This window comes from Aerococcus vaginalis (genome assembly GCF_053762225.1).
Genome location: NZ_JBSMYC010000004.1, coordinates 153,694 through 179,085 on the forward strand (window position 1 = coordinate 153,694; position 25,392 = coordinate 179,085).

Sequence of the window (25,392 nt, forward strand, 5' to 3'; positions counted from 1 at the left end):
CAGCTTATTCAATAGTGATGATAGCAAATGTTCTGAGAAATCAGTAGCAGACATTGAAGAAGTTCCAGCAGTGGAGGAAGAAACCACTGAACCTTCACGTTCACTGTATGCGAATGAAGCAGATGAGACGGATGGCGATAAAGTGGATGAAGAAGGTAAAGTCGACGAAGGCATCGAAAAGGATGATGATTCTGAAGAAAAACCAGCTGTTGAACCGGAAACTGAACCAGAAGAAGAGGAAGAAGCGCCAACTGTACAACCTGATCGCTTAGGCGGTATTAAGGCTATTGAGCAGATTGCGGATAACCAGTTTGAAATTGAATACACAACTGGTGAAAAAGGACGCATGGACTTCTACAGCGATAATATTATTCGTTATCAAGTAGATCCAGCTGGTGTTTTCCCAGACTTCCTTCAGGATGATCGTAAGAGCTCGCGTCCAGCAAATATTGCAGTGGCACCATTAGAAGACTTTGATTCAATCAAGGTTAACTTGCAACAAACCGAACAGACTGTTCAGTTGTCTACTGATGCTATTGCGGTTGAATTGGACACAAGGAGCCTCGTCAATAAAGTGACAGGTGAAATCGTTCTTGAAGAAGTGGACCTAATGTACATTCATAAGGGCAATAATGCGCAGGTTTCACAGTTCCTCAAATCTGATACAGATAGTCAATACTTTGGTGGTGGGACACAGAATGGTCGTTTCACGCACAAAGGACAGAGTATTGAAATTACTAACTCCAACAACTGGGTAGACGGTGGGGTCGCATCTCCAAACCCATTCTACTGGTCAACAGACGGTTACGGGGTATTGCGTAATACCTTTGCGGTGGGACGTTATGACTTCGAGAAAACGATTGCAAATACAGTGAAAACCACACACTGGGAAGACCGTTTCGACGCGTTCTACATTGTTGGTGATAAACCGGCAGATATCATCAAATCTTACTATGAAGTGACCGGTGCACCAGTTGTGCTTCCAGAATTTGCGCATTATCAAGGACATTTGAATGCCTACAACCGTGACTACTGGGTACCTGTTAAGGAAGGTACGAGTGGTGCTGTTTACTTTGAAGAAAAAGGTGGATGGTACAAAGAATATCAACCGGACTCCTTCGCGAAGTTGAGCGACGCACAGAAGAAAGGTGCGTTCCGTGAAACGTTGAATGGTGATCCAGAAGATGAAGATTTCGCATTTACAGCACGTGCTGTAGTTCTTCGTTACAAAGATCACGACATGCCACTCGGTTAGATTCTCGTTAACGACGTTTACGGTGCTGCATATGGTCAAACCGATTCACTAGCAGGCAACATCCAAAACTTAGCTGAGTTTAGTGAATAGGCGAAACAATATGGGGTCGAAACCGGTCTCTGGACACAGTCCGACTTGAAGCCGGTAGATGGTCTTGAACCATTATTGCAACGTGACTTAATTTCTGAAGTTCGTGACGCAGGTGTTCGTATCTTGAAGACTGACGTGGCTTGGGTCGGTCAAGGTTACTCCTTCGGTTTGAACGGTACTGAATAAGCTAAAGAAATCATGAAGAGGATGCCGAAATTCACGAAGAACAGCTTGATGATACTGAATCTATTGAGATAGAAGAGGTACCAGAAGGTGATGAACAAGAGGTAAATACCTCAGAAACGACCGTGAAAGCTGAAACAACAGATAATACAACGGCAAGTCAAGGTGAACAAGCAACAGCTGAAACAACGACTGATAAATTACCACAAACTGGTTTAGCAACTGCTGGATTAGGCTTGGGAGTATTGTTTACGAGCATAGGTTCTGCCTTTGCATTCAAGAAACGTCACTAATCCCTTATTCAACACACTAACAATATATTCATAACAAAAGCGCTGCGACTTGGAAGGTCGTGGCGTTTTTTATTGCTGAAAACCTTTTAATTTTTCGTTAAGATTACTTTATTGTTTCTTAAATATTACAAATATGTTTCAAAGCGTGTTATACTTAAATTGAGGAATAAGAGAGGAGTAATCATAATGAAAGCAACGGCTAAACTTGTAACATGTGGAATGACAGTATTGACTGCAGGGGCACTATTAGTTGGCTGTGCGTTAAATACTCCAAAAGGCCATGTAGGTGTCAGCTATGCAAAGGCAATGCCAACGAAAATCAATCAGAAGGAAGAAAAAACTGTAAAACCAGAAGTACGTGTTCAAAATGATACTACTCCTGAAGTAACCATTGATGAACAGCAGACAAATGTAGAAAAAGATGCTGCGACGCAAATACCAGAAGAGACTGTTCAACAACCGGTGGCAACAGTTGAAGTTCCGCATACTGATACACCAGTAATTACCGAACAACAGGAACCTGCGACAGAGCAGCAAATCGTTGAAAAAGCACCTGCCCAAGTAGCACCGCAAGCGCCTATTGAAAAGGAAGCACAGAATTTTAAAACAGTGGCTAGTGAGCAATTTTTTGCACGTGTGAAACCTGTTCGTTTTCCTAATGAACAAGGTATTTATACAATGACGAGTTGGATTGATGATCACACTATTCGTGTAGAAGCACGTCAAGATAACCCGGATGGTACTATTGGCCACCTTATGGGAATTTATGAATACGATCTGACTACAGATCAGTTTATGGAAATGGATGTCATTTCAGGAACAGTCGTACCGTTTCCAGGCTAATATGATACGATGAATATGTTGAAAACCAAAAATCGCTACTGAGGACTCAGTGGCGATTTTTTAGAAGGAGCAAAATATGGAAATACAACCGATCGCACATATCGAAACGCCGTTCAAAGAAAAGTTCGGTATTCCGAGACAGGGAGCGGTGATCCCAGATGTGAAGGGGCGTATTGTGTTTGAACCTAAGTACCGAGAAAAAGCCTATCAAAAAGGGATTGATCAGTTTGAACGCTTATGGTTACTGTGGGGATTTTCACTTGTTGACGCTAGAAAAACGAAACCGACTGTGCGACCACCACGATTAGGTGGTAATGAAACGATCGGTGTTTTTGCCTCACGTTCGCCATTTCGACCTAATCCAATTGGAATGACGTGCGTCAAACTCGTAGACGTTGAATACGATAAAGAACGAGGAACGACATTAATTGTTTCAGGCGTCGATCAAGTGGATGGCACGCCTATTTATGATATTAAACCTTATTCACCGGAGGCCGATGCGTTTCCTGCTGCCAACGCTGGGTTTATTACATTAGTACCTTTTAACCAGTTGACGGTTAGTTTTAGAGAAGACGTATCAATGCAGCAACTGACGGAAGATGAACAAAACGAACTTACGGCGATCTTAGCGGGTGATCCGAGACCTGCTGTTCAAAAAGCAACCAAACATCACTTCGGCATGCGCTATAAAGATTTTAATGTGACATTTGAAGTCTATGATGATACGGCGACAGTAACAGCTATCGAATCATTTGAAAAATCAGAGGAGGAAGTATAATGACAGGGTGGATTATCTTAGGAATTATTGTTGTTTTAGTTGTAGTGATTGTGATTTGGGGGATTCGTGCTTATAACCGATTGATCGGCCTACAAGAACGTGTGGCGAATGGTATGGCGCAGATTTCAGCACAGGTTGAATCACGTTGGGATGCGTTGACCAACTTAATCCAAGCTACTAAGAACTATCAACAGCATGAATACGACACGATGATGGCCATTGTTAAAGGACGTACGGGCATTACCAAAGAAGCGTCCGCTAAGGAGGTTGAGGCGGATAGCCAAGCATTCCAAAATGCGATGCGCCACATTAATATTGTTGCGGAACAATATCCGGATTTAAAAGCATCAAGTGTCTATCAAGATACGATGAAAAATGTGAATCAATATGAAAACAATGTTCGTCAATCTCGTATGATTTATAACGATACAGTGACACGTTTCAACCGCGAAATTAAAGTCTTTCCAACATCAATCATTGCGGGAATGACTGGATTCAGTGAAAAAGCTTACTTTGAAAACACTGAGAATAAAAGCAATATGCCACAGTGGTAAGGTGTTGAGTCTGAAGGAGGAAGCGTGATGAACGCACAAAGAAAAACAATTAAACCGTATATATTAGCGGTGTTAATGACATTCACGCTCATTCTCACTTTTCCGATTCATGTTAAAGGAGCAATCGATCAAACGATTCATTCGATCGATGTTTCTGTCTCTCTGTCAGATGATGGAAGCGCTATGATTCATGAGAAATGGGATATGACGGTTAATGAAGGGACGGAGATTTATAAAACACTGCAATTACCTGATGGCGAACAATTAGAAAACTATACTGTGAAAATGGACGGTAAACCATTAACTTATGTTCCTGATTGGGATATTGAAGGTGACTTTAAAGATAAGGCAGGAACATACGGTCGGAATACGACTGATGATGAATTGAACTGGGGAATCACAGCCTATGGGCATCATACGTATGATATCAGTTATCAAATATCGCCGTTTGTGATGCAGACAACAACCAATGAACAGATGATTTTTTGGCAGTTTATTAACGAGGAATTGGCTGTACCACCAGAACATTTTACGATTCACATTACACGATCAAATCAGTCGATGCGTTCAGAAGATGGTTATCGTGTATGGGGATTTGGTTTTGAGGGAAAGACTAGCTTTGTGGATGGTGCTATTAGAGCAGAAACGACTGAATCGATGCGTGATGACGGCAAAGGCGTACTTCTAATTAAAATACCATCTGGAACGTTCACTAATCCATTAATGATGGATCGTTCATTTGATGAGTATGCGCAGGGAGCTTTTGAAGGTAGTAGCTATCGCATGGAGGACTACGAAGAAGGAAAAACAGTAAGTGATGGTGGTGAGATGCGTAAATCCAAACAGGAAGAGCGTACAGATAAGATTATGCTCGGTATTTTTGGTGTAGTCGGTGGTGTCGCAGGAATAGGCGCGATTGTGTTTATACGGGAATCCTACAAACAGCATAAGGCGCTCAAAAAGTACTATCCAACACTCAAAGAGGCTTCAAAAGACATGTCGGGAACGTACTATCGTGATCTCCCTGTACCGGATGTCTATGATGGTTTTGCCTTTTTACAGGACCTATCTGTTGAAGATTTGGAATCCAATTATTTCTCGACAGGGATACTCCTGTTAGCCAAGGACGATTATTTGACAGTGATGAGAGATAATAAGGATAAGCCTGTTCTAGCACTGAATCGTGATAAACAGTCGCCACCTGGACCTGTCTATGAGCTATGGACATTCTTAAAGGATGCAGCTGATGAATATCAGTCTAAGAATGCTGGCGACTATATCACTAAAAAGCAGCTCAAAAAGTTCTCTAAAAAACATTGGAGAGCGTTAAAAGATTATCTAGAAGAGATTAAACGAACGAGTAATGCATATGTTCGTGAAGAAAATCTGCGCGCATCGCGTAAAAAAGTAAAAGATGATGCTTCGCCTGACTTAGCACTTGCAAATATGAAAATTTCAACACCGCTGAATGCACAGGGCCTGAAAGTTCGGGATTACTGGGTACAATTCTATAACTATCTGAAAGATTTTTCGTTACTGAATGAACGCGAAGTCAATGAGGTGAAACTTTGGGATCAACTATTGATCTACGCTGCTGCATTAGGTATTGCGGAAGAAGTTCAAAAGGAATTCGAAAGTATCAATCCGCAACTGATTGAAGAATCAGTATTCGTCGGTAGTGGACGTTCCTTTGATTTTGTCGATTACTATATCTGGTCTAACATCATTAATGATACTTACACTGTTCAAGCCACTGAATCAATCTCACAAGCTGCAAGTGGAGGCTTTGGAGGCGGTACCAGTTTCGGTGGCGGTGGCGGCTCATTTGGAGGCGGCGCTGGCGGCGGTGCGCGCTAAATTTAAATCTTAATAAATTCTTTAAAAATAGCGAAAAAACGGTCCATCAGACTACTTGATGGGCCGTTTTCTTCATATTATACAGATTGTTGTATATTATTTGATGAAAAATAAATATATAACGAGTTGTATAAAAATTAAGAAAAATTAGATTTTGGGCAGTTGCGCGTCATAAAAAGGCTGTGGTATAAAATTGGTGTTCTGGAATTTGATCCAGAGAAAAACAAGGGAGGTTTTATTATGGTTGGAAAAATAATTTCAAAGCTTTGCGTGAGCGCGAAGCTAGACGTGTTTACCGATACGCAATTAAGCGTCTATCAGTTGGTGTCGCGTCTGTTGCAGTATCCGCCAGCTTATTGTTTGTATCAAATGGTGTTGTGGCACAAGCAGCAATGAGCCCACAAAACTCCCCAGCTGCAATGCGAGCTTCTGATAATGTGACAGAATTACCATAAACAGGTGCAGAGGTTTCGATGTTACCGTTAGGACTTGGATTATTCTTGAGCAGTTTCGGATTCGAAATGGTCATGAAGAAACGTAAATAATAGCTATAAACACTAAAACAACAAATACTAACTCCAAATGAAGAACAAGACCTCCTAGGTTCTAACAATAACAGATACCGCACAGCCCCCCCCCATTGCTGTGCGGTATTTTGTCTCTTATAATTTTTTTACAACTTTCATAGTAAAAGTCTGATAGAATAAAGAACAATGTTACAGAAGTTAGGAGGAATGTGAATTGAAATCAAATTCACTATCGTCGGGCACGATCGATTGGATATTACGTATCGTTAAAGGTGCCTTGATTGGAATTGGTGGTATCTTGCCAGGATTATCTGGTGGGGTATTGGCAGTTATTTTTGGTATTTATGACCGTGTTTTAGAATTCTTTAGTCATATCACAAAAGACTTCGTGAAGAATGTGTTGTACTTTACGCCAGTTGGTATCGGTTTTGTGATCGGGATTGTACTGTTCTCATTCTTTGTTGAGAAAGCATTCGGTGCTTATGAAGGACTATTCACCTGTCTATTCATCGGTTTTGTAGCCGGAACATTCCCATCATTATTGCGACAAGCGGGAAAAGAAGGTCGCGATAACAGCGACTGGATCATGATGGGCGCTAGCGCTATCGGACTATTCCTATTAATGGTCTTTGGAAATTCTATTTTTGGGAATTTAACACCAGGATTCTTTGTATGGATGCTATCTGGTGCTTTGATTGGTCTCGGTATTATTGTACCAGGCATGAGTCCGTCCAATTTCTTGATTTACTTAGGTTTATATGAACCGATGTCTGCGGGAATCAGTAGTTTTGATTTCTCAGTTATTATCCCACTGGCACTCGGAGCTATCCTATGCGTGCTCTTACTTGCACGTTTAGCGTTTAATTTAATGAAGAAATTTTATTCTAAGATGTATCATTTCATTTTGGGAACAGTAATTGGTTCGTCATTGGCGATTTTCCCAACTGTTGTATTCCCTGCCTTTTCACCAGCGGGACTTAACGATATGGGGCTCTCACTTTTCCCGGCGGTACTCATTGCGATCGTGATGTTTATCTTAGGAACACTTTTCTCGCTTTGGTTTAGCAAAATCGAAGATAAATACAGTGAAGACTAGAAATTATTATTTTAAACGACTGATCTTTCAAAACGAAAGGTCAGTCGTTTTTTCTTCACGTATTCTTTACAAAAAGCTTACATAGAATCAACAGAAAATTTATATTGACTCAGTACACTCGACATGTAGGTTATGTATGGCATGTTGAGGAGGATATTTAATGAAGAAAAATGTTTTATTTCAATCAACGGTAGCGCTCTCGTTGTTAACGGCTTATGTGGCACACGATAATATTGTAGAGGCAGCTGAAACACCAGAACAATCGATTCCGGAAGTTGTGGTAGAACAACCCACAGAAGTACAAAAAGAAAAGAATGTTTCTGAAACACAAATGGTGCCATCAACAGCAGATAGCACTATTGAAACAGACGAGACAGCTGTTCAACCTCAAGATGAACAATTAGAAATTACTATTGGTTTACAAACAATTCCGCTTACTAAAGAAAAACCAGAAGTAGCGCCTGTACCTAAGCGCAATGAACCAAATCGTGTAACAACGACCATGAACGAAAATCCAGAGTCATCGATGTCTTTCAATTGGTTTACAAGTGACCAGTTCGATGATGCCGAAGTACTGGTTGCGGATAATGAAGAAATGGATCATGCGATTTCAGTGAAAGTAGATAGTCTGGCTGTTGAAAACCAGTATGCTGAACGTACTAAGGAAGGTGCGATGATCTTTGAAGCGAAAACGGAAAGTGGTGAAAAAGGGTACTTCTTAGACGTTGATATCTCTGATCAAAATATGCAATGGCGCGGTCATCGCGGTGAAGATGTTATCTTACAAAGCGTACCGGAAACCATCTATCAGGCGACTGTTGAAGGATTAGCACCTGATACAAAATATTACTTCAAAGTCGGAAGTAAAAAAGGTGGTTACAGCGCAACTGGTTCCTTCAAAACAGCAGCTGGTAAAGAAGATGCACCATTCACTTTCATTCATTATACAGATACGCAAAATGCCTATTGGAATGAAAACGCGCATAACGAAGCACGTTATGGTGCCGAAACATTAGCGCATGCGCTTAAAGAAAATCCAGATGCTGTTTTTGCGTTACATTCAGGTGATATTATTGAGGATTCTGCTGTTGAAGATGAATGGTTGGATCTCTTAGAACAATCGAAGGGCTCATACCTCAATATGCCACAGATTTTTATCTCAGGAAACCATGACACAGGATATGGACAAGCGGAGCAAAAGATCAGTCGTTTCCGCGGTCACACGAATACACCAGCTGCGAACGGTGCGGATAACAGTGGTACGTATTACTCTGCTGATTATAACGGTGCGCATATCATTGTTTTAAATACTAACGATAATAAAAAAGATGAAAAGGATAATCCAGAGGGGGCATTGATCGGCCAGGAACAATTGCAGTGGTTCAAAAATGATGTTAAGCAAGCACGAGAGAATGGCGCGAATTGGATTATTGTTTCTTTCCACAAGCCACTATTCTCTGGATCTTATCATGCCTTACAGGATACTGATGTAGCAGCCGGTCGTGATGCTTTAATGCAGGCTATTGATGAATTAGATGTTGATTTAGTACTCAATGGTCACGATCATGTACTTTCGCGTACTTTGCCGCTCGTTTATGATTCAGATGCTTTTGGTAAAGCAAAAGTAGATGACAGTGTCACTATCACTACGGATGAAGATGGTTTCCCAATCTACACAGATACTAAAGGGACGTTATTCGTTGTACCAGGCACAGCAGGAACGAAGAACTATGATGATCTTTACAATGGCTCGCTTGAACATCTGCGTGAAGTGCGTCCAAAAGTCGTCAAAGCACTCGGTGATACACCGGAAGAGCAAAAAAAGAATTTGGTATACTTCCGTTCATTATTTGATTATATGGATGAAGTATCACCGTCTACTGGTTACCAACACAAGCATGATAATTGGCGTGAAGGTTCAGCACAGCAATTCGATATTGTTTCAGTAACAAAAGATACGATTACTGTTGAAATTTATCAAGTGAAGGGTGATCTCGATACAGGTGAGGCACATGAAACAACCTTACTCGATCGTTTCACAATTAAGAAGAGTGATCAGTCAAAAGAAAATACGCCAGAAGTAGATGTACCCACAGAAGATGATGATAAGAATACTGAGACAAACACATCTGTTGACAAGCAGGATACAGCGGATCAATTAGAAACGAACGAATCAGACGAATCATCAGATGAAAAAGAAACGAATGAGCAGACTGAAAGCTCTCAATCAGAAGATAAAGAAACTGTTGAAACATCTGATCCTAATCAATCAGCGGGTACGGACCACACTACAGATAAACAACCACATTTCACAACAGATAAGGTGGAAATGGATAAAATTAATCATGACACTGTAGTAGATAGCCGTGTACCGGAACAAGGCAGTGCTACGACGATTATCGAAGAAACAACAGAACATGTAGATGACGATACGACTTCATCAGAAATCGTGGCACAGGGCATCTCGGTAACGCACAATAGTCATCCTGAACAGGTTACAATTAATGATACTCAATCTGTTGAAATAGCATCAAAAACCACTGCATCGGATACAAAACGATCATCCGAAGAAGTTAAAGGAACAACAGCGACACTACCACAAACTGGTTTCCAGACAGCAGGCTTAGGACTCGGCTTATTGATGACGACAATCGGAACCGCATTTAGTATTAAGAAAAAGCATTAATCGTGATGAAGTATATTTAGAGCAAAGAAAAAAGCGTTCGGATGGCATTCCGGACGCTTTTCATATGATTTGAATACTTTATTTAATTCTCAGCAAGATTATGGTAACGGCTGAGGAATTCTTTGGTACGCGCATGTTCAGGGTGCTCGAAGACTTGTTCTGGGGTGCCGACTTCGGCAATCACGCCTTTATCCATAAAGATAACACGATCAGAAACCGCCTCAGCGAAGGCCATCTCGTGTGTCACAACAACCATGGTTAATCCTTGTTTCGCAAGGTCAGTCATCGTGCTCAACACTTCGCCAACCATTTCAGGATCTAATGCAGAGGTTGGTTCGTCGAAGAGTAACACCTCTGGATTCATGCATAGTGCACGCGCAATAGCGACACGCTGTTTTTGTCCCCCAGAGAGTTGTCGTGGGCGAGCATCGACATAAGCTGCCATACCGACACGTTCGAGATGCTTTAAAGCAATTTCTTTGGCTTCTGATTCAGAACGTTTTAAGATTTTCGTTTGACCAACCATACAGTTCTTCAACACGTTCATATTTTCGAAGAGATTGAACTGCTGAAAGACCATACCGACGTGTGTTCGATAGTCATTGATATTAATATCATCATTGACAATAGAATTCTCGTGATAACGGATGTCACCATCTGTAGGTTCTTCTAACAAATTTAGACAGCGCAATAAAGTGGATTTACCAGAACCGGATGAACCGATAATACTGATAACCTCTTTTGGAAAGATTTGGAAGTTGATATCTTTCAATACTTCATGGTTACCGTATGATTTCTTGAGATGATCAATCGTAAAAATAGGTTGTTGGTTTTCCATATTGCTCACTCCTCTAATCGATCTGGGTAGATGTGGAATCTGATGTCATCACGTAGTTATCGCTACCGTTCATTTTTTTCTCCAATAAACGTAGGAGACGCGTAATTGTAAACGTCAAGATGAAGTAGATGACACAGGCGATGAAGTACGTCTGGAAGGTGAGGTAGGTAGCTCCTGCCGCAGACTTCGTGACGAAGAATAATTCGGATACAGCGATAACGTTCAGTACAGAGGTATCCTTGATATTGATCACGAACTCATTACCGATAGCAGGCAAAATATTTTTGATTGCTTGTGGTAGAACGACATGAATCATCGTCTGTGCGTGCGTCATACCGATTGCCTTGGCCCCTTCGTATTGCCCGTTATCGATACCGGAAATCCCACCACGAATAACTTCAGATAAGTAGGCACCTGTATTAATCGATACGATGAAGAATGCGGCAACCATCGATGCCATATCGATGTTGAAGAAAAGTTTTGAACCGTAGAAAATCAATAAGGATTGAACCATCATTGGTGTACCGCGGAAAATTTCAATATAACAGGACATCAGGAAATTACCGATACCGTATAAGAATTGCATCAAACCGTTTGTGTGTTTCGTAATTGGAATGGAGCGATAGATAGCGATAATTAAACCAATCAAGAAACCGAGTGTGGTTGAAACCAAGGCAATGAGAATGGTATTTGCTGTACCACGTGCGAATTGCCAACGGTATGTTGTGGCGATATCCCATACTTGTTGCCAAAAACCTTGATTCTCAGAAGCGGCTTCTAGATCAACCATTTCTTGCATTACATTATTTTGATCATCAGCAGTAAAGTCAGCAAGTACTTGGTTGATCATTCCTGTCAATGCAGAACCTTTACGTACACCAACTGCAGTATCTGGTGATGTTTCTCCGAGATCAAATCCTTCACCTTCTGGGAAGACAATCATTTTTAAGTTTGGATTAGAGGCGATGTTAGCCATTGCTCCTGGACGTTCTGCCATATAGGCATCAATTTTACCTGCTGAAACAGAAGCAATCATGGCTGGGAAATCTTCCATTGCAGTTTGCTTATCGACGCCTGTTAATTGATCGATTAAATCATAGTGCAAGGTGTTAAGCTGTGCCGTTACACGCGCACCGTCAAAATCATCCATTGTTTGTGCATCAGCATAAGGATTATCTTGAGTAGTAACGAGAACAAGATCGGAAGTGTAGTACGTATCTGAGAAATCGATCTGTTCCTCGCGCTCTGGTGTTGGTGACATCCCGGCGATAATGGCATCGATCTTTCCGGAGACGAGGGCAGGTGGTAGGCCATCCCATTCAATTTTATAAACTTCTAATTTAACACCGAGTGCATTGGCAATCATTTTTGCAATTTGCACATCATAACCGTTAGCGTATTCACCCTCAGCATTTGCGATTGGAACAGCACCATCAGATTCATCCGGTTGTGACCAGTTATATGGACGATAGTTAGCTTCCATCCCTACGCGCAACACGCCCGGGGTTTCTAAACTATCATTTAGTGCTTTTTCATCAATATCAATGGTTGGGGCTTCTGCCGCATAAGCTGTTATTGGCAAGCCAGTTACCAATAGGGCGGCCACAAGTAATAGCGTCAGCCAATGTTGGATCTTTCTTAGCATAATAATTCCTCCTAGACATCAAAAAACCGCTACTCTTACAAATATGTAAAGAATAGCGGTTCGTCGTCATAATTAGGTATTCACTAAAAAAGCTTAGAAAAGCCTCGCTAGAAATGAATAGCGCTCCACATTATTATGTGACAGTTCTAGGTGTATTACACCTAGCCCCAAGAGAACCGTTTCGGCAAACCGATCTCCTTCGGCAGAATCCCCTTTAACTGACTTCAACGCTCCCGCTCCATCAGCGACTCTTGTCATCTGCACCTCTATTCTTACATTGCACATTATGATACACTTTTAATGTATTTTAATCAAGAGGGAAGTGAAATTTTGGTAAAACGACGTTATCAAGAAAAAATAAATGATCGAAAATTTGTGATTTTATCCGACAAAGATCAGTCGTACGTTCACCGTTCTGTCAAAGAATTAAATCAGCGTCTATCAGAAGTATCACGTGCTAAACCAGGTATTTCAACTGAAGATACAGCATTACTTGTTGCATTGAATTTGGTGAGTGAACGTTATGAATTAGAGCAGGTACGTGAGCGTGCGATTAATGCGGAACGACACTTCCACGAAAAAGAACTGCAGTGGCGTAAAGAGATTCAAGATCTTAAGGCAAAAACACAACAATTGGAAGAAGCTTTCAAGAAGAAACAGTTAGTTCAGCCTGCACACGGATCGGATAACCGAGAGAACAAGTTATCAGCTGTGGAGAAACGCACAACAGAACAACCGATTCAAGCTGAAAGAAAAACTGAAGTGTCAGAACCACGAAAACAAGCGGCGACACAGGCACAAGGATCAAGCCATACTGCTCGAAACAAGAAACAGCCCGTGCACGTTTCGTTGGAGCGCCCAAGTAGTACGTCATCATCTATGGGGAGTTTGTTCCAAGGCTCATCGGCAGCATTACTCGCTGATCATTCAAAACGACAATCGACTGCAAATAATACGAAAGATCCTTTTAAACATGCAGGTAAAGGATTATCACGAACCAAACGTAAAAAGCATTGATAGGGGATGAAAGCAACAGCGAATGAATCCTAAAATTTTTAAAACATTAGAATGGTCAAAAATCACTGGCCAGTTAGCAGAAGCAACCACTACAGCCATTGGACAACAGCGTGCGCTTGCATTGAAGCCGCTGACGACACGTTCAGAGATTACCGCTGCGCTCGATGATGTGGAAGAGATGATGCGACTCTCTGAAGAAGCACTATCGCTACCCATCGGTATAATTGGTGATTTGGGGATGGTTATTAAACGTCTCGATATTAACGGCTCACTCAGTGGTCAAGAGCTCGCCATGGTACTAGCAGTATTGAAAACCTGTGAGGCAGTGACTAAATTTTTCAAACAATCAAAGGTTGATGCCTTAGAGGTTGAAGGCCTTCGCGCCTATAGTCAATCATTGACGTTATTGTCGGATGTTCGTCGTGCCATTGCACAGGCAATTGACGAAGATGGGAAAGTATACGACGGTGCAAGTGGTAAATTGCAGGCAATTCGTCGCGATATTAAACGTCAGACGGCAGAGATTCGTACACAATTAGATCGTATTATGCGTGCGCATAGTGATATTTTAACGGAAGCCATTGTAACCATTCGTAATGAACGGTTTGTATTGCCGGTGCAACAATCCTATCGCCATGCGTTAGGCGGTACAGTGCACGATCAGAGTGCCAGTGGTCAGACCTTATATATTGAACCGGGGGCTGTGCAGTCACTCAATGACAAGGTGCAGCGGTTGAAAAACGATGAACGCGAAGAAATTGCACGTATTTTATGGGAACTCTCTCAATTAGTAGCACCATATAGTCAAGAATTGGCACAAAATGCGGCAATCTTGGGGCAGTTGGATATGATTCGTGCCAAAATGCGTCTGGCAACAAAACTACAGGCGACAAAGCCAGGGATTGCTAAAGATGGTCGTCAGTTGCATTTTAATCAGGCAATGCATCCACTACTTGATGCGAAGAAAGCTGTACGAAACGATATTTATTTCGATGATCGTTTTAGTATGTTAATTGTTACCGGACCGAATACGGGTGGTAAGACAATTACGTTAAAAACAATCGGTTTATTGCAGTTGATGGGACAGTCGGGGATGTATGTCACCGCAAAAGAAAATAGTCAGATCGGTATTTTTGAAGAGATTTATGCGGATATTGGTGATGAGCAGTCGATTGAAGCTAACCTGAGTACATTTTCAGGACATATGACGAATATCATTCACATCTTAGAGAATGTAACATCTCATGATCTGGTCTTACTTGATGAACTTGGTGCCGGAACGGATCCAAAAGAAGGGGCAGCGCTCGGTATCGCAATTCTCAATCGTCTCGATCAGCGTGAGGCTATGGTTGCAACGACGACGCATTATCCTGAATTAAAGGCTTATGCATTTGAGCAGCCGCGCAGTATTAATGCGAGCGTTGCCTTTGATGAAGAAACCCTGGCACCGACTTATCGACTATTGATTGGAGAACCCGGAAAGAGTAATGCGTTAGATATTTCTAAGCGATTAGGATTAGAGAACGCATTAGTTGAAGAAGCACGCGGTTATCTCGATCAAAATAGTCGGGATTTGGCAGATATGATCGACGATTTGGATCAATCACGTGCTAATTATGAAGCACAGAGTGCGGAGATGTCTGACACGCTGAAACAGAGCGAGAAACTGCTGAAAGATTTACAACATGTCTATCAAGATCTTCAGAATAATAAAGAACGCTACCTGAAGAAGGCACGACAGGAAGCGAATGAATATGTTGATCGCACCAAGGAAAAAGCATCGAAAATTATCGGTGAAATTCGCGAATGGCAACGCGAACGTCCAAATGAGCAACCGATTAAAGAGCACGAAATGATTGATAAACAGCAATCGTTGAATGCTTTACACACTGAAGAAGATCGTCTCAAGGATAATAAAGTGCTTCAAAAAGCGAAGCGTGAACGTCAGAAACAGGAAGCACCGCACGAATTCCAAAAAGGAGATCAAGTCGATGTGATCCCATACGGTCAGACAGGAACGTTGGTTGAATCGCGTGAAAATGGCAAAGAATGGGTTGTGCAGATGGGGATGCTTAAGATGCAACTGTCAACGGATGAGTTGAAGTATATCCCATCCAAGAAGGACAAACCACATAAAGCGAGTGTGCGTGCATCGCAGTCCAAAAAAGTGAAACCAGAAATTGATTTACGCGGTCTGCGTTACAACGATGCCATGCATCAGCTAGATACATATATCGATCAGGCATTGCTCGCAAACTATGGTCAAGTAACCATTATCCACGGGTTTGGGACCGGTGCGATCAAAAATGGTGTACAGGATTACTTGCAACAGAACAAGCGTGTGAAGAATTTCCATTATGCGGCACATAATCAAGGCGGCAATGGCGCAACGATTGCTGAATTAAACCGATGATTGGACATTGTGATTAAAATCAGTGTATAATATGTAAAAGTCAGTGTTACTATTTGTGAAATAGCTAAAGGAGGCTAAACAATGGTACAAGAATTAACAGATAAAACATTTGCAGAAGAAACTAAAGACGGCGTCGTGTTAGTTGATTTCTGGGCAACATGGTGTGGTCCATGTAAAATGCAGGCACCAGTTCTTGAAGAGTTAGATGACGAAATTGGTGACCAAATCAAATTCACTAAGATTGATGTCGACGAAAACCCAGACACTGCAGCTAAATACGGTGTGATGGCTATCCCAACATTAGTTGTTCAAAAAGATGGTCAGGTTGTCGACACACTTCGTGGTTACACAGATAAGTCTCGCTTGAAGGAAGTTTTGACGAGTCACATCGGCTAATGATTACTTTCGTTTTGTGATAAAATGGGCAGTAAGTACTGCCCATTTTTTTATGGGGATAGAGATCAATAAAAGGAGCGAATGCTGATGACGAGACCAATCGGCATACTTGATTCTGGTGTGGGAGGATTGACCGTTCTTAAAGAAGCAGAACGTCGCTTGCCTAATGAATCATTTATTTATATTGGTGATAACGGTCGCTGCCCATACGGTACGCGTACGACAGATGAAATTAAACAATTTACGCACGAGCTCGCACATTTTCTTGTTACCAAAGACGTAAAAATGATTGTAATTGCTTGTAACACAGCGACAGCAATAGCTTTGGAGTCTTTACAAAAGGAATTAGATATTCCTGTTATCGGTGTGATCGATGCGGGTGTTTCTAAAACGCTCGACGTCACCAAAGGGCGTGTGGTAGTCACGGCAACAGAAGCAACGGTTCGATCAGACTGCTATGGGAATAAATTGCGCGAAGCGGATGCACAGCTAAATATTTTTGAACGCTCATGTTCGCCGCTAGTACCGCTTATTGAGAATCCAGAGACAACAACTGAAGAAATTGATCAAGCGATCAAAACATTATTCACACCGATTCGTGAATTACAACCAGATACTGTTATTCTAGGGTGTACACATTTTCCAATTTTAGAAGATCAAATTCAAGCATTCCTTGGATCGGCAGTCACACTTGTCGATGCTGGACGGGCTTCTGTGGATGAAGTGGTGCACCGGTTAGCAAAAGAAGATTCCTATGCTGCAGATAACGATTCACAACCCACACGCTTCTATACGACAGGTGAAGCACAGGCGATGGCAGAGGTTGGATCAGCATGGCTAGGGCGAGCTATTTCTGTGGAGACGGTTCCTATTGATTTGTTGAAAAGAGGTTAATCACGAATGAGAAAAGTTGTTATTGCTACACGTAATCCTGGAAAAGCACGTGAGTTTAAAGCGCTATTTCAAGCGATCGGCTATACCGTTGAAACCTTACTCGATCATCCTGAAATTCCTGATGTTGAAGAGACTGGGGAAACATTTTTAGAAAATGCGACATTAAAAGCTACAACTATTGCCAAGGCGTTGAACTGTCCAGTACTAGCGGATGATTCCGGTATTTCTGTCGATGCATTGGCGGGAAGACCAGGCATCTATTCGGCGCGTTATGCAGGACTCGATAAAAATGATGAATCAAATAATCAAAAATTATTAAAAGAGCTTGAAGATGTGCCGGAAACTGAACGTACGGCACATTATACTTGTGATCTAGTGGTCAGCAATGCCTCCGGTGAACGTATTAAGACTTATGAAGCTACCTGGGAAGGGCGTATTTTAACCGAACCGCATGGCGATAATGGTTTTGGTTATGATCCGTTGTTTTATGTGCCAGAATACGATCAAACAGTTGCAGAATTAGAACCAGAAATCAAGGATGCAATCAGCCATCGCGGACAAGTAATGAAAATGCTGGCTTTGGATCTTGAGAAAGGGGAACTACAGCTATGAGCAAAATTTTAGTTGTTAGCGATAATCATGGAGATCGCGCGATTTTAGAAACGATTGTTGCGCGTGAAGAAGCACATGTTGATCGTATGTTGCATCTCGGTGATTCGCAATTGAAAGATAGCGATGAGATTTGGGAACATTTTGATGTGGTGACAGGCAATGTGGACTTCTATCCATATCCAGAAACACTGATGATTGATACGCCTGAGGGCAAGATTTTCATGACGCATGGCCACTTATACAATGTGCGAAATGATCGCCAAATTTTAGCGAAAGCGGCCAAACAGGCAGGTGCACAGATCGCTCTATTCGGTCATATTCATATCACGACTCAAGAGTATATCGATGATATCTGGTGTATTAATCCTGGAAGTATCAGTCAACCGCGCGGTCATTTCCAAGAGCCAACGTATGCAATTATTGATTGGGAAGAAAATCAACAGCCGCAAGTGACGTTTTATACGCGAGAAGGCGAAGCGGTTAGTGATATCGAAGTGCCTGAGAATGCCACGGATGAAGTTTATGGAGATTAGGAGTTAACAGATATGTTAAATCAAGAAATTGGCGCAGTTGTGATTGGACGCGTCAGCGACGAAAATGCGAAGAATTACTTCGTTCAATATCACCAATTGACATATGCACTATCAAAACAAGAAGGTGAGTATCAAGTCGGTGATTTTGTTGAGGGATTTATTTATACGAATACATCCGACAAACGCCGTATGACGACTAACTTGCCAACGGTACGTCAACATCAGTACGATTGGGCAGAAGTGGTGTCTGTACAACCCAAACTCGGCGTGTTTGTATCAATCGGTTTATCAGATAAAGATATTGCGGTTTCTTTTGATCATTTACCAGAAGATCGCTATTTATGGCCAAAACCTGGTGACAAATTATTCGTTAAACTATCTGTCGATAAAAAAGAACGTTTATGGGCGGTGCCAGCGGAAGAACGTATTTTTGAGGAAATTACTAAAAGCGTGCCTCGCCAAAAAGGAAATTTCCAAAATAATGAAATCGAAGGTCGTGTTTACCGCGTAGGAATGTCTGGTGTACACGTCATTACGAAGCTATACCATCGCGCGTTTATTCATGAGAGTGAATATCAACAATCACCACGTCTCGGGGAATCTGTGAAGGGGCGTGTGATTGGGATTGGGCAGAATAAGAACTTTAATCTATCATTAAAGCCACTCGCCCATGAACGTATCGGTGAAGATGCTCAGATGATTTTGATGAACCTGAAACGTCGACCAAACCATCAATTGCCATTCAATGACAAGAGCAATCCGGACGATATCCGTGCATACTTCGGCATTAGTAAGGGACAGTTTAAACGTGCGCTCGGTCATTTACTCAAGGAACGATTAGTCATGCAGACAGAGGAAGGTATTGTGCTCAATGACTGACGAAGAGCTCATTATAGAATTTCTGACTACATTACGCGTAGAAAGTGGACTATCAGAGAATACCATTGCGAGCTATCATAACGATATTAAAAATCTTCAGCAGGCGATGAAGAAAGCAGGTATTCAACAGCTCCAAGACGTTACGGATGACTTTATTCGTGAAATTTTGAAACAAATGAATCAGAAGGGACGAGCGGTATCATCGATTACCCATTTTATCTCAACGATGCGTCATTTCTTCAGTTATTTGAAGGTTGAAGGTATTATAGATGAGAATCCTATGCGTATGGTTGCGCTCCCTAAAGCAAATAAAAAACTGCCAGAAGTGCTGACAGAGTCTGAGATTGATCGGCTATTTGATGTCCCTGACCTTCAGACACCGCTCGGGTTACGCAACCGAACGATTCTCGAGGTTATGTATGCGACAGGAATGCGTGTGAGTGAAGTGATTCATATTAAATTGTCCGATGTGCATAGTGAGTTGGGCTTTATTCAGACAATCGGAAAAGGGAACAAAGAGCGTATTATTCCAATTGGCGAAATTGCGTCAGATTGGATTGTGCGCTACCTTGCTGAAGGTCGTCCAGCGCTCACTAAAGAAACCATGCCCGAACCGGATGATTACTTATTTGTCAATAATCGTGGGAGTAAGTTGAGTAGACAAGGGTTGTGGAAAAATCTGAAACGAGATATTCAATCAGCAGGTATTACAAAAAATATCAGTCCCCATACGCTCAGACATTCCTTTGCAACACATTTACTCGAGCACGGTGCTGATTTACGTGTGGTGCAGGAGTTATTAGGGCATGCGGACATCTCAACGACACAGATTTATACACACATTCAGTCCAAACATCTTAAAGAAGTATATAACAATAGCTTTCCAAGAGCTTAAAACAAAACAGTCGCTCAGTGTATTTGAGCGACTGTTTTATTATAGAATTATTCGTTATTGTTGTTTTCTTCATCAGGATTTTCGATTGAAAGTTTATCCTTGATATCGATGGCCATGTGGTCGTAGTCGAGTGTTGCAGTAGTGATCGCAAAATCTGTGGTTTCGCCAGGATTCAAACGCTCAATGTCCACAGGCTGTTCATCTAATACGTCTTCATTGGCATTATTAAATTGGAAGACGAGTTGAATATTCTTGATCACCATATCTGAGCTGTTTGTCAATTGTCCACCAAATGTAACCGTTGGATCAGCTTGGGTCGGCTGTTTCTGTACCTCTAGTGTCATATTATTCAAATCTTCTTGGAAGGTTTCGGCAGCTTTTTCTTGCTTCTCAGCGTAAGCTTCATATTCCGCAATAGCTTTATCATTGGTTTGAATATCTTCGATTTGATCATTCGGGATGGTTGCTCTCGAATCTTGGTTAATTTTCTTTAATAAATCAACGCGTTGTTTGTAGAGCTCATTGAATTTTTTATTTTTTTCAAGGTTGAATTCTCCATCGAGCGTTTGATTAATCTCCTCAACGATTTTGACATATTCGTGGACGTCTTTTTCAAGGTTATCATCTTTCAGGTCTTTATCTTTGTATTCCTTGATGCCGTCCCACTCCACCTGATACATTTTTTGGAGAAGAGCATGCATATCTTGTCCATCTTGATCATCTTTATTTTTCTGGTCTTCAGTTTGCATCGTCTGGACGCGTTCCTGCCACATCGATTGGAGATCGACAAAGAATTGATCATCAGCGCTCGTAATGTTAGAACAGCCAGCGAAAAGCATGACGCTAAGAGATAGTGTACTCAATAATTTAGTTATTCTTTTCATCATCAAACTCCTTTAAACTTGGTGTTATGATTATAACATAGATAACGCTAACATTAGCATGATGTATTTTTCATGGAAGAGAAAGGATACAAACAATGGAACAGCAAATCAAGCAGCTCAATGAGTGGATCGATGACAGTCAGCGTATCGTCTTCTTTGGTGGTGCGGGTGTATCAACGGAAAGCGGCATTCCTGATTTTCGATCATCAAAAGGACTATATATGAAAGAATCTGGTTATAATGCCCCAGCTGAAGAGATTATCTCGCATCATTTCTATCTGAAACATCCAGAAATTTTCTTCCCATACTATTTTGAGCATCTCGTTTTTCCTGAGGCACAGCCGAATCCATGTCATCAGTATTTAGCAACGCTTGAGTCTCAAACTAAAAAGGACATTACTGTTGTGACTCAAAATATCGATGGCCTACATCAAAAAGCGGGCAGCAGTCATGTGGTTGAATTACATGGTAGTGTGTGGCGCAATTACTGTGAGAAGCACAATCATTTTTACAATTATGAGGACCTCATACTGGATGATCAACAGATTCCACACTGCAATGAAGATGGTTCTGTAGTGAAACCAGATGTGGTTCTTTACGAAGAAGCACTGGATGAAACAGCATTGCTAGACGCTATCAATCGTATTCAGGCAGCAGATTTATTAATTGTTGCAGGCACTTCATTATCTGTTTATCCAGCAGCAGGATTGATTAATTATTTTAGAGGGAAGCGCTTAGCGGTCGTTAATCGCACACCTGTTCATGTTGTTGGTGAGAAACCGTTAGTTATCACTGATAATATTGGTGATGTTTTCGGGCAGTTGACAATATAAGTCGTCTCTCGGTAAGATAACCGATAACAGTATCAGTAAAGGAGGTATGAGGCGTGCTTTTGCCCTATAAATCAAAAGATGACAAAATCGTGATGGGATTATTGAGTTACATTGAACGTTTTCGTGATATGGAGCCATTGATGCAAGAAATGTCGCTTATCCAATCTGGAAAGCGACAAGTGTCACTCTGGCGTGATGATGAAACAGAAAATGTGATTGGTCTCGTTGGCTATGATCTCAAAGCAGAAGAGCATATGATTATTGTTCGCTACTTAGCGCTTTCACCGTCATTCCGAGGGGAAGGAGTTTCTTACGCGATAATGTCAGCATTAGCAGAAGCCTATCCTGAAGATACATTATCTGGGACGTTAGAGATTGCTGATTTTCTTAATAAATGGGCGTTGTATGAACAACGGACCGTACCACATATCTTGTCAGCGATGAATGAGGAAAAATCTGATAATGAACACTGACACACAAACAGATACATGGGCAGTGGACTTAGCTAATTTTTCAGGTCCGCTCGATGTGCTTTTACATCTCATTCAAACGCAGGATATTGATATTTTTGATATTCCGATAGCCAATATCACTGAGCAATATATCGAATTAATTCATGCCAATCCGCTTGAAGAACTTACACTTGCGGGGGATTATTTAGTGATGGCTGCGACATTAATCGAAATCAAAACAAAATTGTTATTACCGAAACCACAAAAAGCAATAGAAGAGGATGTGGATGACCCAAGACGTCCATTGGTAGAACAATTATTAGCGTATCAACAGTATAAAGAATTGAGTGGCGTGTTACAGACAAAACACGAGAAGCGTATGGCACATTATGAACGCCCAACAGCTGATCTAACACAGTATCAGCAGACAATTCCTTTAAATGAGGGTGAGATTACGACAGAGGATATGATGGTCGCACTCCAAAAAATGATTCAGCGTCTCAGAACAGATAATACACCGCCGCGCACCATTCAAAACGATGCCTATAGTGTAGACGAGGCTATCTGGGATATTGAATCTTCGCTGAAGCGTACACCTAAACAGGAACTATCCTTATTTCAATTAACAAAGCAAAGAGCTTGGACACGTAATACGATCGTGACATTGTTTTTAGCACTATTGCAGCTTGTTAAGGGAAATGCGATAACCATTGCGCAAGACAACGCCTATAGCGATATTCGCATTGTTAGTCGAACGGAGGGACTATCTGTATGATGGAAAATCAGATGTCAGCCTGTGAAGCGTTGCTATTTGTTGCAGGTGATAACGGTATTTCGTTGGAAGAGTTGTGCACATTATTAGAAATGAAATCATCACAGGTGCGCTATACGTTAATGTGTTTGCAATTGAAACTGGCGCAGGATCCACAGAGCGGTTTGGCGCTTAAGCAGTTTAACCATCGCTATCACTTAGTGACGAAATCAATACATCAGGAAATTATTCAGGATTATGCTGTCTCACCGTTCGCTACTAAATTATCGAATGCAGCGTTAGAGACATTAGCGATTGTAGCGTATCAATCACCGACAACACGTATGGCTGTTGATGCCATTCGTGGGGTGCAATCAGGGAATATACTCAAGAAATTAATGAGTTATAACTTGATTGAAGAACAGGGACGTCAGGAATCGCCAGGACATCCGATTTTGTACGGTGTGACGGATTATTTCTTTGAGTATTTTGGATTAAGGTCAACTGATGATTTACCATCGATCGAAGCGCTGATCGCGGAAGACGATGCTAAAGGACAAATTAACGATCTTTATCACAGAGAAGCAACAGAATGAAAGGGAAACAATGGAACGATTACAGAAACTAATTGCGCATGCCGGGATTGCCTCGCGTCGTGAAGCAGAGCGTCTGATTCAAGATGGACGCGTCACGTTGAACGGGAAAGTTGTGACAGAATTGGGCACAAAAGCAACTGTCAATGATCGTATTGAAGTTGATCACGTACCAATCTATAAAGAAGAACCCGTAACCTTCTTATTTAATAAGCCAGATAATTGTGTTTCGACGGTTTCGGATGACAAAGGACGACGCACAGTTCTCGATTATTTCCATGATATTCCAGAACGCATTTATCCGATCGGTCGTTTAGATTATCATACGACAGGCGCCTTGTTGCTAACGAATGATGGCGAACTTGCGAATCTATTGATGCATCCGCGTCATCGCATTGATAAAGTTTATCGCGCTAAAGTAAACGGCTCACCTTCTGATGAAGAAATACAGCAGCTCAGACGAGGTGTCGTGATCGATGGTCGTAAGACCGCGCGTGCAGATGTCGTTCGTATTAATAATCCAAAAGCCAAAGTCAACGATACGCTGAAAATTACAATTCATGAAGGACGCAATCGTCAAATCCGTAAAATGTGCGAAAAAATCGGTCATCCAGTGAAACAATTAACACGTGAACGTTATGCCTTTTTAGGGATTGAGGGCATGACGCCGGGTGATTACCGTAAACTTTCGAATAAAGAAATTCAAAAACTCTACCAATTAGCTAAAAATAATTAATGCTTTTTGTGCTAATGGAATGCGTTGTAATAAAACTATTGCATTTCTATCATCAAGCGATTATAATTACTTGTGAAACAAAAGTGTCTTCAGGGCAGGGTGTAATTCCCGACCGGTGGTGATAGTCCACGACTCGCGATGAGCGACTGATTCGGTGCAATTCCGAAACCGACTGTACAGTCAGGATGGAAGAAAGACAATGTGTGAGTATTTTTTATTCGCTGAACAAAGTCTCCTGCCCTGTTGGAAAGGAGATTTTTTTATGTCCTCAAACAAAGTGAGGAAAATGATTATTGTCGCACTCGGTGGGGCGCTCGCATTTGTTCTAATGAATTTTTCATTCCCAATTATTCCAACCGTGCCATTTTTAAAGATTGACTTTAGTGATGTTATGGTACTCTTGGTGACATTCTTAAATGGCCTCTCCAGTGGGATTGGTGTTATTGTTATTCGAAACGTCCTGCACTATCTGCAAACCGGTGGCGATATGGGTTATCCAATCGGTGATTTAGCTAGTATTCTTGCTACGTTAGCCTACTTATTACCGGTAGCAATGATCTTGCGTCATCACTACACACAATATGCAGGTAACTTCAAAAAAGTGATGAATACACTCAAACGTCCGATTATGGCCTACGCACTCGGAACGCTCGCATTAACCGTAATGATGAGTGTGTTGAACTATTTTGTGATTACACCTTTTTACCTAAAAGTTATGAATTTTGATGTGGGTAACTTAGCGACTTATATCCTAACTGCCGTGATTCCATTTAATATCGTTAAAGGGATTTTAATCGGTATTGTCTCGCATTTATTACTCAGTTACTGCTTACCAATTATTAAGAAGCGCCTACGTTAA

24 protein-coding genes, 2 pseudogenes and 2 riboswitches are annotated in these 25,392 nt (G+C 41.5%); of the genes and pseudogenes, 23 read left to right on the plus strand and 3 right to left on the minus strand.

All coding sequences use genetic code 11. From position 1 onward, the window contains the following. Positions 1-346: 346 nt before the first annotated feature. The 9 genes and pseudogenes from ACWOEX_RS05865 to ACWOEX_RS05905 form a co-directional block, all read left to right on the plus strand. A pseudogene (locus tag ACWOEX_RS05865) lies at positions 347-1,528 on the plus strand (TIM-barrel domain-containing protein); the annotation flags it as partial. A gap of 125 nt (positions 1,529-1,653) precedes the next feature. Continuing rightward, a complete protein-coding gene (locus ACWOEX_RS05870) occupies positions 1,654-1,821 on the plus strand; it encodes an LPXTG cell wall anchor domain-containing protein (RefSeq protein WP_455298650.1) in 168 nt (55 codons plus the stop codon). A gap of 186 nt (positions 1,822-2,007) precedes the next feature. Further along, a complete protein-coding gene (locus ACWOEX_RS05875) occupies positions 2,008-2,664 on the plus strand; it encodes a hypothetical protein (RefSeq protein WP_455298651.1) in 657 nt (218 codons plus the stop codon). Positions 2,665-2,740: 76 nt separating this feature from the next. Next, a complete protein-coding gene (gene tsaA, locus ACWOEX_RS05880) occupies positions 2,741-3,442 on the plus strand; it encodes a tRNA (N6-threonylcarbamoyladenosine(37)-N6)-methyltransferase TrmO (protein WP_455298652.1) in 702 nt (233 codons plus the stop codon). Next, on the plus strand, positions 3,442-3,996 hold the full coding sequence (locus tag ACWOEX_RS05885; RefSeq protein WP_455298653.1) for a LemA family protein: 555 nt from the start codon (positions 3,442-3,444) through the stop codon (positions 3,994-3,996). The genes tsaA and ACWOEX_RS05885 overlap by 1 nt, the downstream gene beginning before the upstream one ends. A gap of 27 nt (positions 3,997-4,023) precedes the next feature. Continuing rightward, entirely contained in the window at positions 4,024-5,853 is a 1,830-nt protein-coding gene (locus tag ACWOEX_RS05890) for a DUF2207 family protein (protein WP_455298654.1), read from the plus strand. Between the two features lie 266 nt (positions 5,854-6,119). Further along, positions 6,120-6,308: a YSIRK-type signal peptide-containing protein gene (locus tag ACWOEX_RS05895; RefSeq protein WP_455298655.1), complete on the plus strand. Its 189-nt coding sequence runs from the start codon at positions 6,120-6,122 to the stop codon at positions 6,306-6,308. 286 nt (positions 6,309-6,594) lie between these two features. Further along, complete coding sequence (locus ACWOEX_RS05900; RefSeq protein WP_455298656.1) at positions 6,595-7,476, plus strand: DUF368 domain-containing protein; 882 nt, start codon at positions 6,595-6,597, stop codon at positions 7,474-7,476. Positions 7,477-7,636: 160 nt separating this feature from the next. Then, a complete protein-coding gene (locus tag ACWOEX_RS05905) occupies positions 7,637-10,162 on the plus strand; it encodes a metallophosphoesterase (protein ID WP_455298657.1) in 2,526 nt (841 codons plus the stop codon). 82 nt (positions 10,163-10,244) lie between these two features. Here ACWOEX_RS05905 and ACWOEX_RS05910 read toward each other — a convergent pair whose 3' ends face one another. Further along, positions 10,245-11,000 carry an amino acid ABC transporter ATP-binding protein gene (locus tag ACWOEX_RS05910; protein ID WP_455298658.1) on the minus strand — a complete coding sequence of 252 codons (756 nt, stop codon included), beginning with the start codon at positions 10,998-11,000 and terminating at the stop codon, positions 10,245-10,247. 13 nt (positions 11,001-11,013) lie between these two features. Then, a complete protein-coding gene (locus ACWOEX_RS05915; RefSeq protein ID WP_455298659.1) occupies positions 11,014-12,645 on the minus strand; it encodes an ABC transporter substrate-binding protein/permease in 1,632 nt (543 codons plus the stop codon). Between the two features lie 110 nt (positions 12,646-12,755). Beyond that, positions 12,756-12,922, minus strand: a riboswitch (Lysine riboswitch). 53 nt (positions 12,923-12,975) lie between these two features. On the opposite strand from ACWOEX_RS05915, the gene ACWOEX_RS05920 reads away from it, so the two are divergent. From ACWOEX_RS05920 to xerD, 8 genes and pseudogenes are all read left to right on the plus strand, one after another. Next, positions 12,976-13,662, plus strand: a complete 687-nt coding sequence (locus ACWOEX_RS05920; RefSeq protein WP_455298660.1) for a cell division protein ZapA — start codon at positions 12,976-12,978, stop codon at positions 13,660-13,662. A 22-nt stretch (positions 13,663-13,684) separates the two neighbouring features. Further along, a complete protein-coding gene (locus ACWOEX_RS05925; RefSeq protein ID WP_455298661.1) occupies positions 13,685-16,075 on the plus strand; it encodes an endonuclease MutS2 in 2,391 nt (796 codons plus the stop codon). Between the two features lie 81 nt (positions 16,076-16,156). Then, positions 16,157-16,471: a thioredoxin gene (gene trxA, locus ACWOEX_RS05930; RefSeq protein ID WP_455298662.1), complete on the plus strand. Its 315-nt coding sequence runs from the start codon at positions 16,157-16,159 to the stop codon at positions 16,469-16,471. Positions 16,472-16,558: 87 nt separating this feature from the next. Next, positions 16,559-17,365 carry a glutamate racemase gene (murI, locus tag ACWOEX_RS05935; RefSeq protein WP_455298663.1) on the plus strand — a complete coding sequence of 269 codons (807 nt, stop codon included), beginning with the start codon at positions 16,559-16,561 and terminating at the stop codon, positions 17,363-17,365. Positions 17,366-17,374: 9 nt separating this feature from the next. Then, positions 17,375-17,977: pseudogene (locus ACWOEX_RS05940) on the plus strand (XTP/dITP diphosphatase); the annotation flags it as partial. Continuing rightward, entirely contained in the window at positions 17,974-18,510 is a 537-nt protein-coding gene (locus ACWOEX_RS05945) for a YfcE family phosphodiesterase (RefSeq protein WP_455298664.1), read from the plus strand. The pseudogene ACWOEX_RS05940 and the gene ACWOEX_RS05945, both read left to right, overlap by 4 nt. Before the next feature lie 12 nt (positions 18,511-18,522). Then, positions 18,523-19,389 carry a CvfB family protein gene (locus ACWOEX_RS05950; protein ID WP_455298665.1) on the plus strand — a complete coding sequence of 289 codons (867 nt, stop codon included), beginning with the start codon at positions 18,523-18,525 and terminating at the stop codon, positions 19,387-19,389. Beyond that, positions 19,382-20,284: a site-specific tyrosine recombinase XerD gene (gene xerD / locus ACWOEX_RS05955; RefSeq protein WP_455298666.1), complete on the plus strand. Its 903-nt coding sequence runs from the start codon at positions 19,382-19,384 to the stop codon at positions 20,282-20,284. Before ACWOEX_RS05950 ends, xerD begins: the two co-directional genes overlap by 8 nt. Positions 20,285-20,331: 47 nt before the next feature. On the opposite strand, the gene ACWOEX_RS05960 is transcribed toward xerD, so the two are convergent. Beyond that, positions 20,332-21,171: an FxLYD domain-containing protein gene (locus ACWOEX_RS05960; protein WP_455298667.1), complete on the minus strand. Its 840-nt coding sequence runs from the start codon at positions 21,169-21,171 to the stop codon at positions 20,332-20,334. A 92-nt stretch (positions 21,172-21,263) separates the two neighbouring features. Between ACWOEX_RS05960 and ACWOEX_RS05965 the strand changes: the two genes are divergently transcribed. The 6 genes from ACWOEX_RS05965 to ACWOEX_RS05990 all read left to right on the plus strand — a co-directional run bounded on the left by ACWOEX_RS05965 (position 21,264) and on the right by ACWOEX_RS05990 (position 25,392). Further along, positions 21,264-22,001: an NAD-dependent protein deacylase gene (locus ACWOEX_RS05965; RefSeq protein WP_455298668.1), complete on the plus strand. Its 738-nt coding sequence runs from the start codon at positions 21,264-21,266 to the stop codon at positions 21,999-22,001. A gap of 53 nt (positions 22,002-22,054) precedes the next feature. Further along, complete coding sequence (locus tag ACWOEX_RS05970) at positions 22,055-22,474, plus strand: GNAT family N-acetyltransferase (protein WP_455298669.1); 420 nt, start codon at positions 22,055-22,057, stop codon at positions 22,472-22,474. Beyond that, positions 22,464-23,228 (plus strand): segregation and condensation protein A, encoded by a 765-nt coding sequence (locus ACWOEX_RS05975; protein ID WP_455298670.1) that lies wholly within the window; start codon positions 22,464-22,466, stop codon positions 23,226-23,228. The genes ACWOEX_RS05970 and ACWOEX_RS05975 overlap by 11 nt, the downstream gene beginning before the upstream one ends. Further along, a complete protein-coding gene (gene scpB, locus ACWOEX_RS05980) occupies positions 23,225-23,800 on the plus strand; it encodes an SMC-Scp complex subunit ScpB (protein ID WP_455298671.1) in 576 nt (191 codons plus the stop codon). Before ACWOEX_RS05975 ends, scpB begins: the two co-directional genes overlap by 4 nt. Positions 23,801-23,810: 10 nt before the next feature. Continuing rightward, positions 23,811-24,533: a pseudouridine synthase gene (locus ACWOEX_RS05985; protein ID WP_455298672.1), complete on the plus strand. Its 723-nt coding sequence runs from the start codon at positions 23,811-23,813 to the stop codon at positions 24,531-24,533. An 81-nt stretch (positions 24,534-24,614) separates the two neighbouring features. Next, positions 24,615-24,735: riboswitch (FMN riboswitch) on the plus strand. A gap of 60 nt (positions 24,736-24,795) precedes the next feature. Further along, positions 24,796-25,392, plus strand: coding sequence for an ECF transporter S component (locus ACWOEX_RS05990; protein WP_455298673.1), 597 nt, complete (start codon positions 24,796-24,798; stop codon positions 25,390-25,392).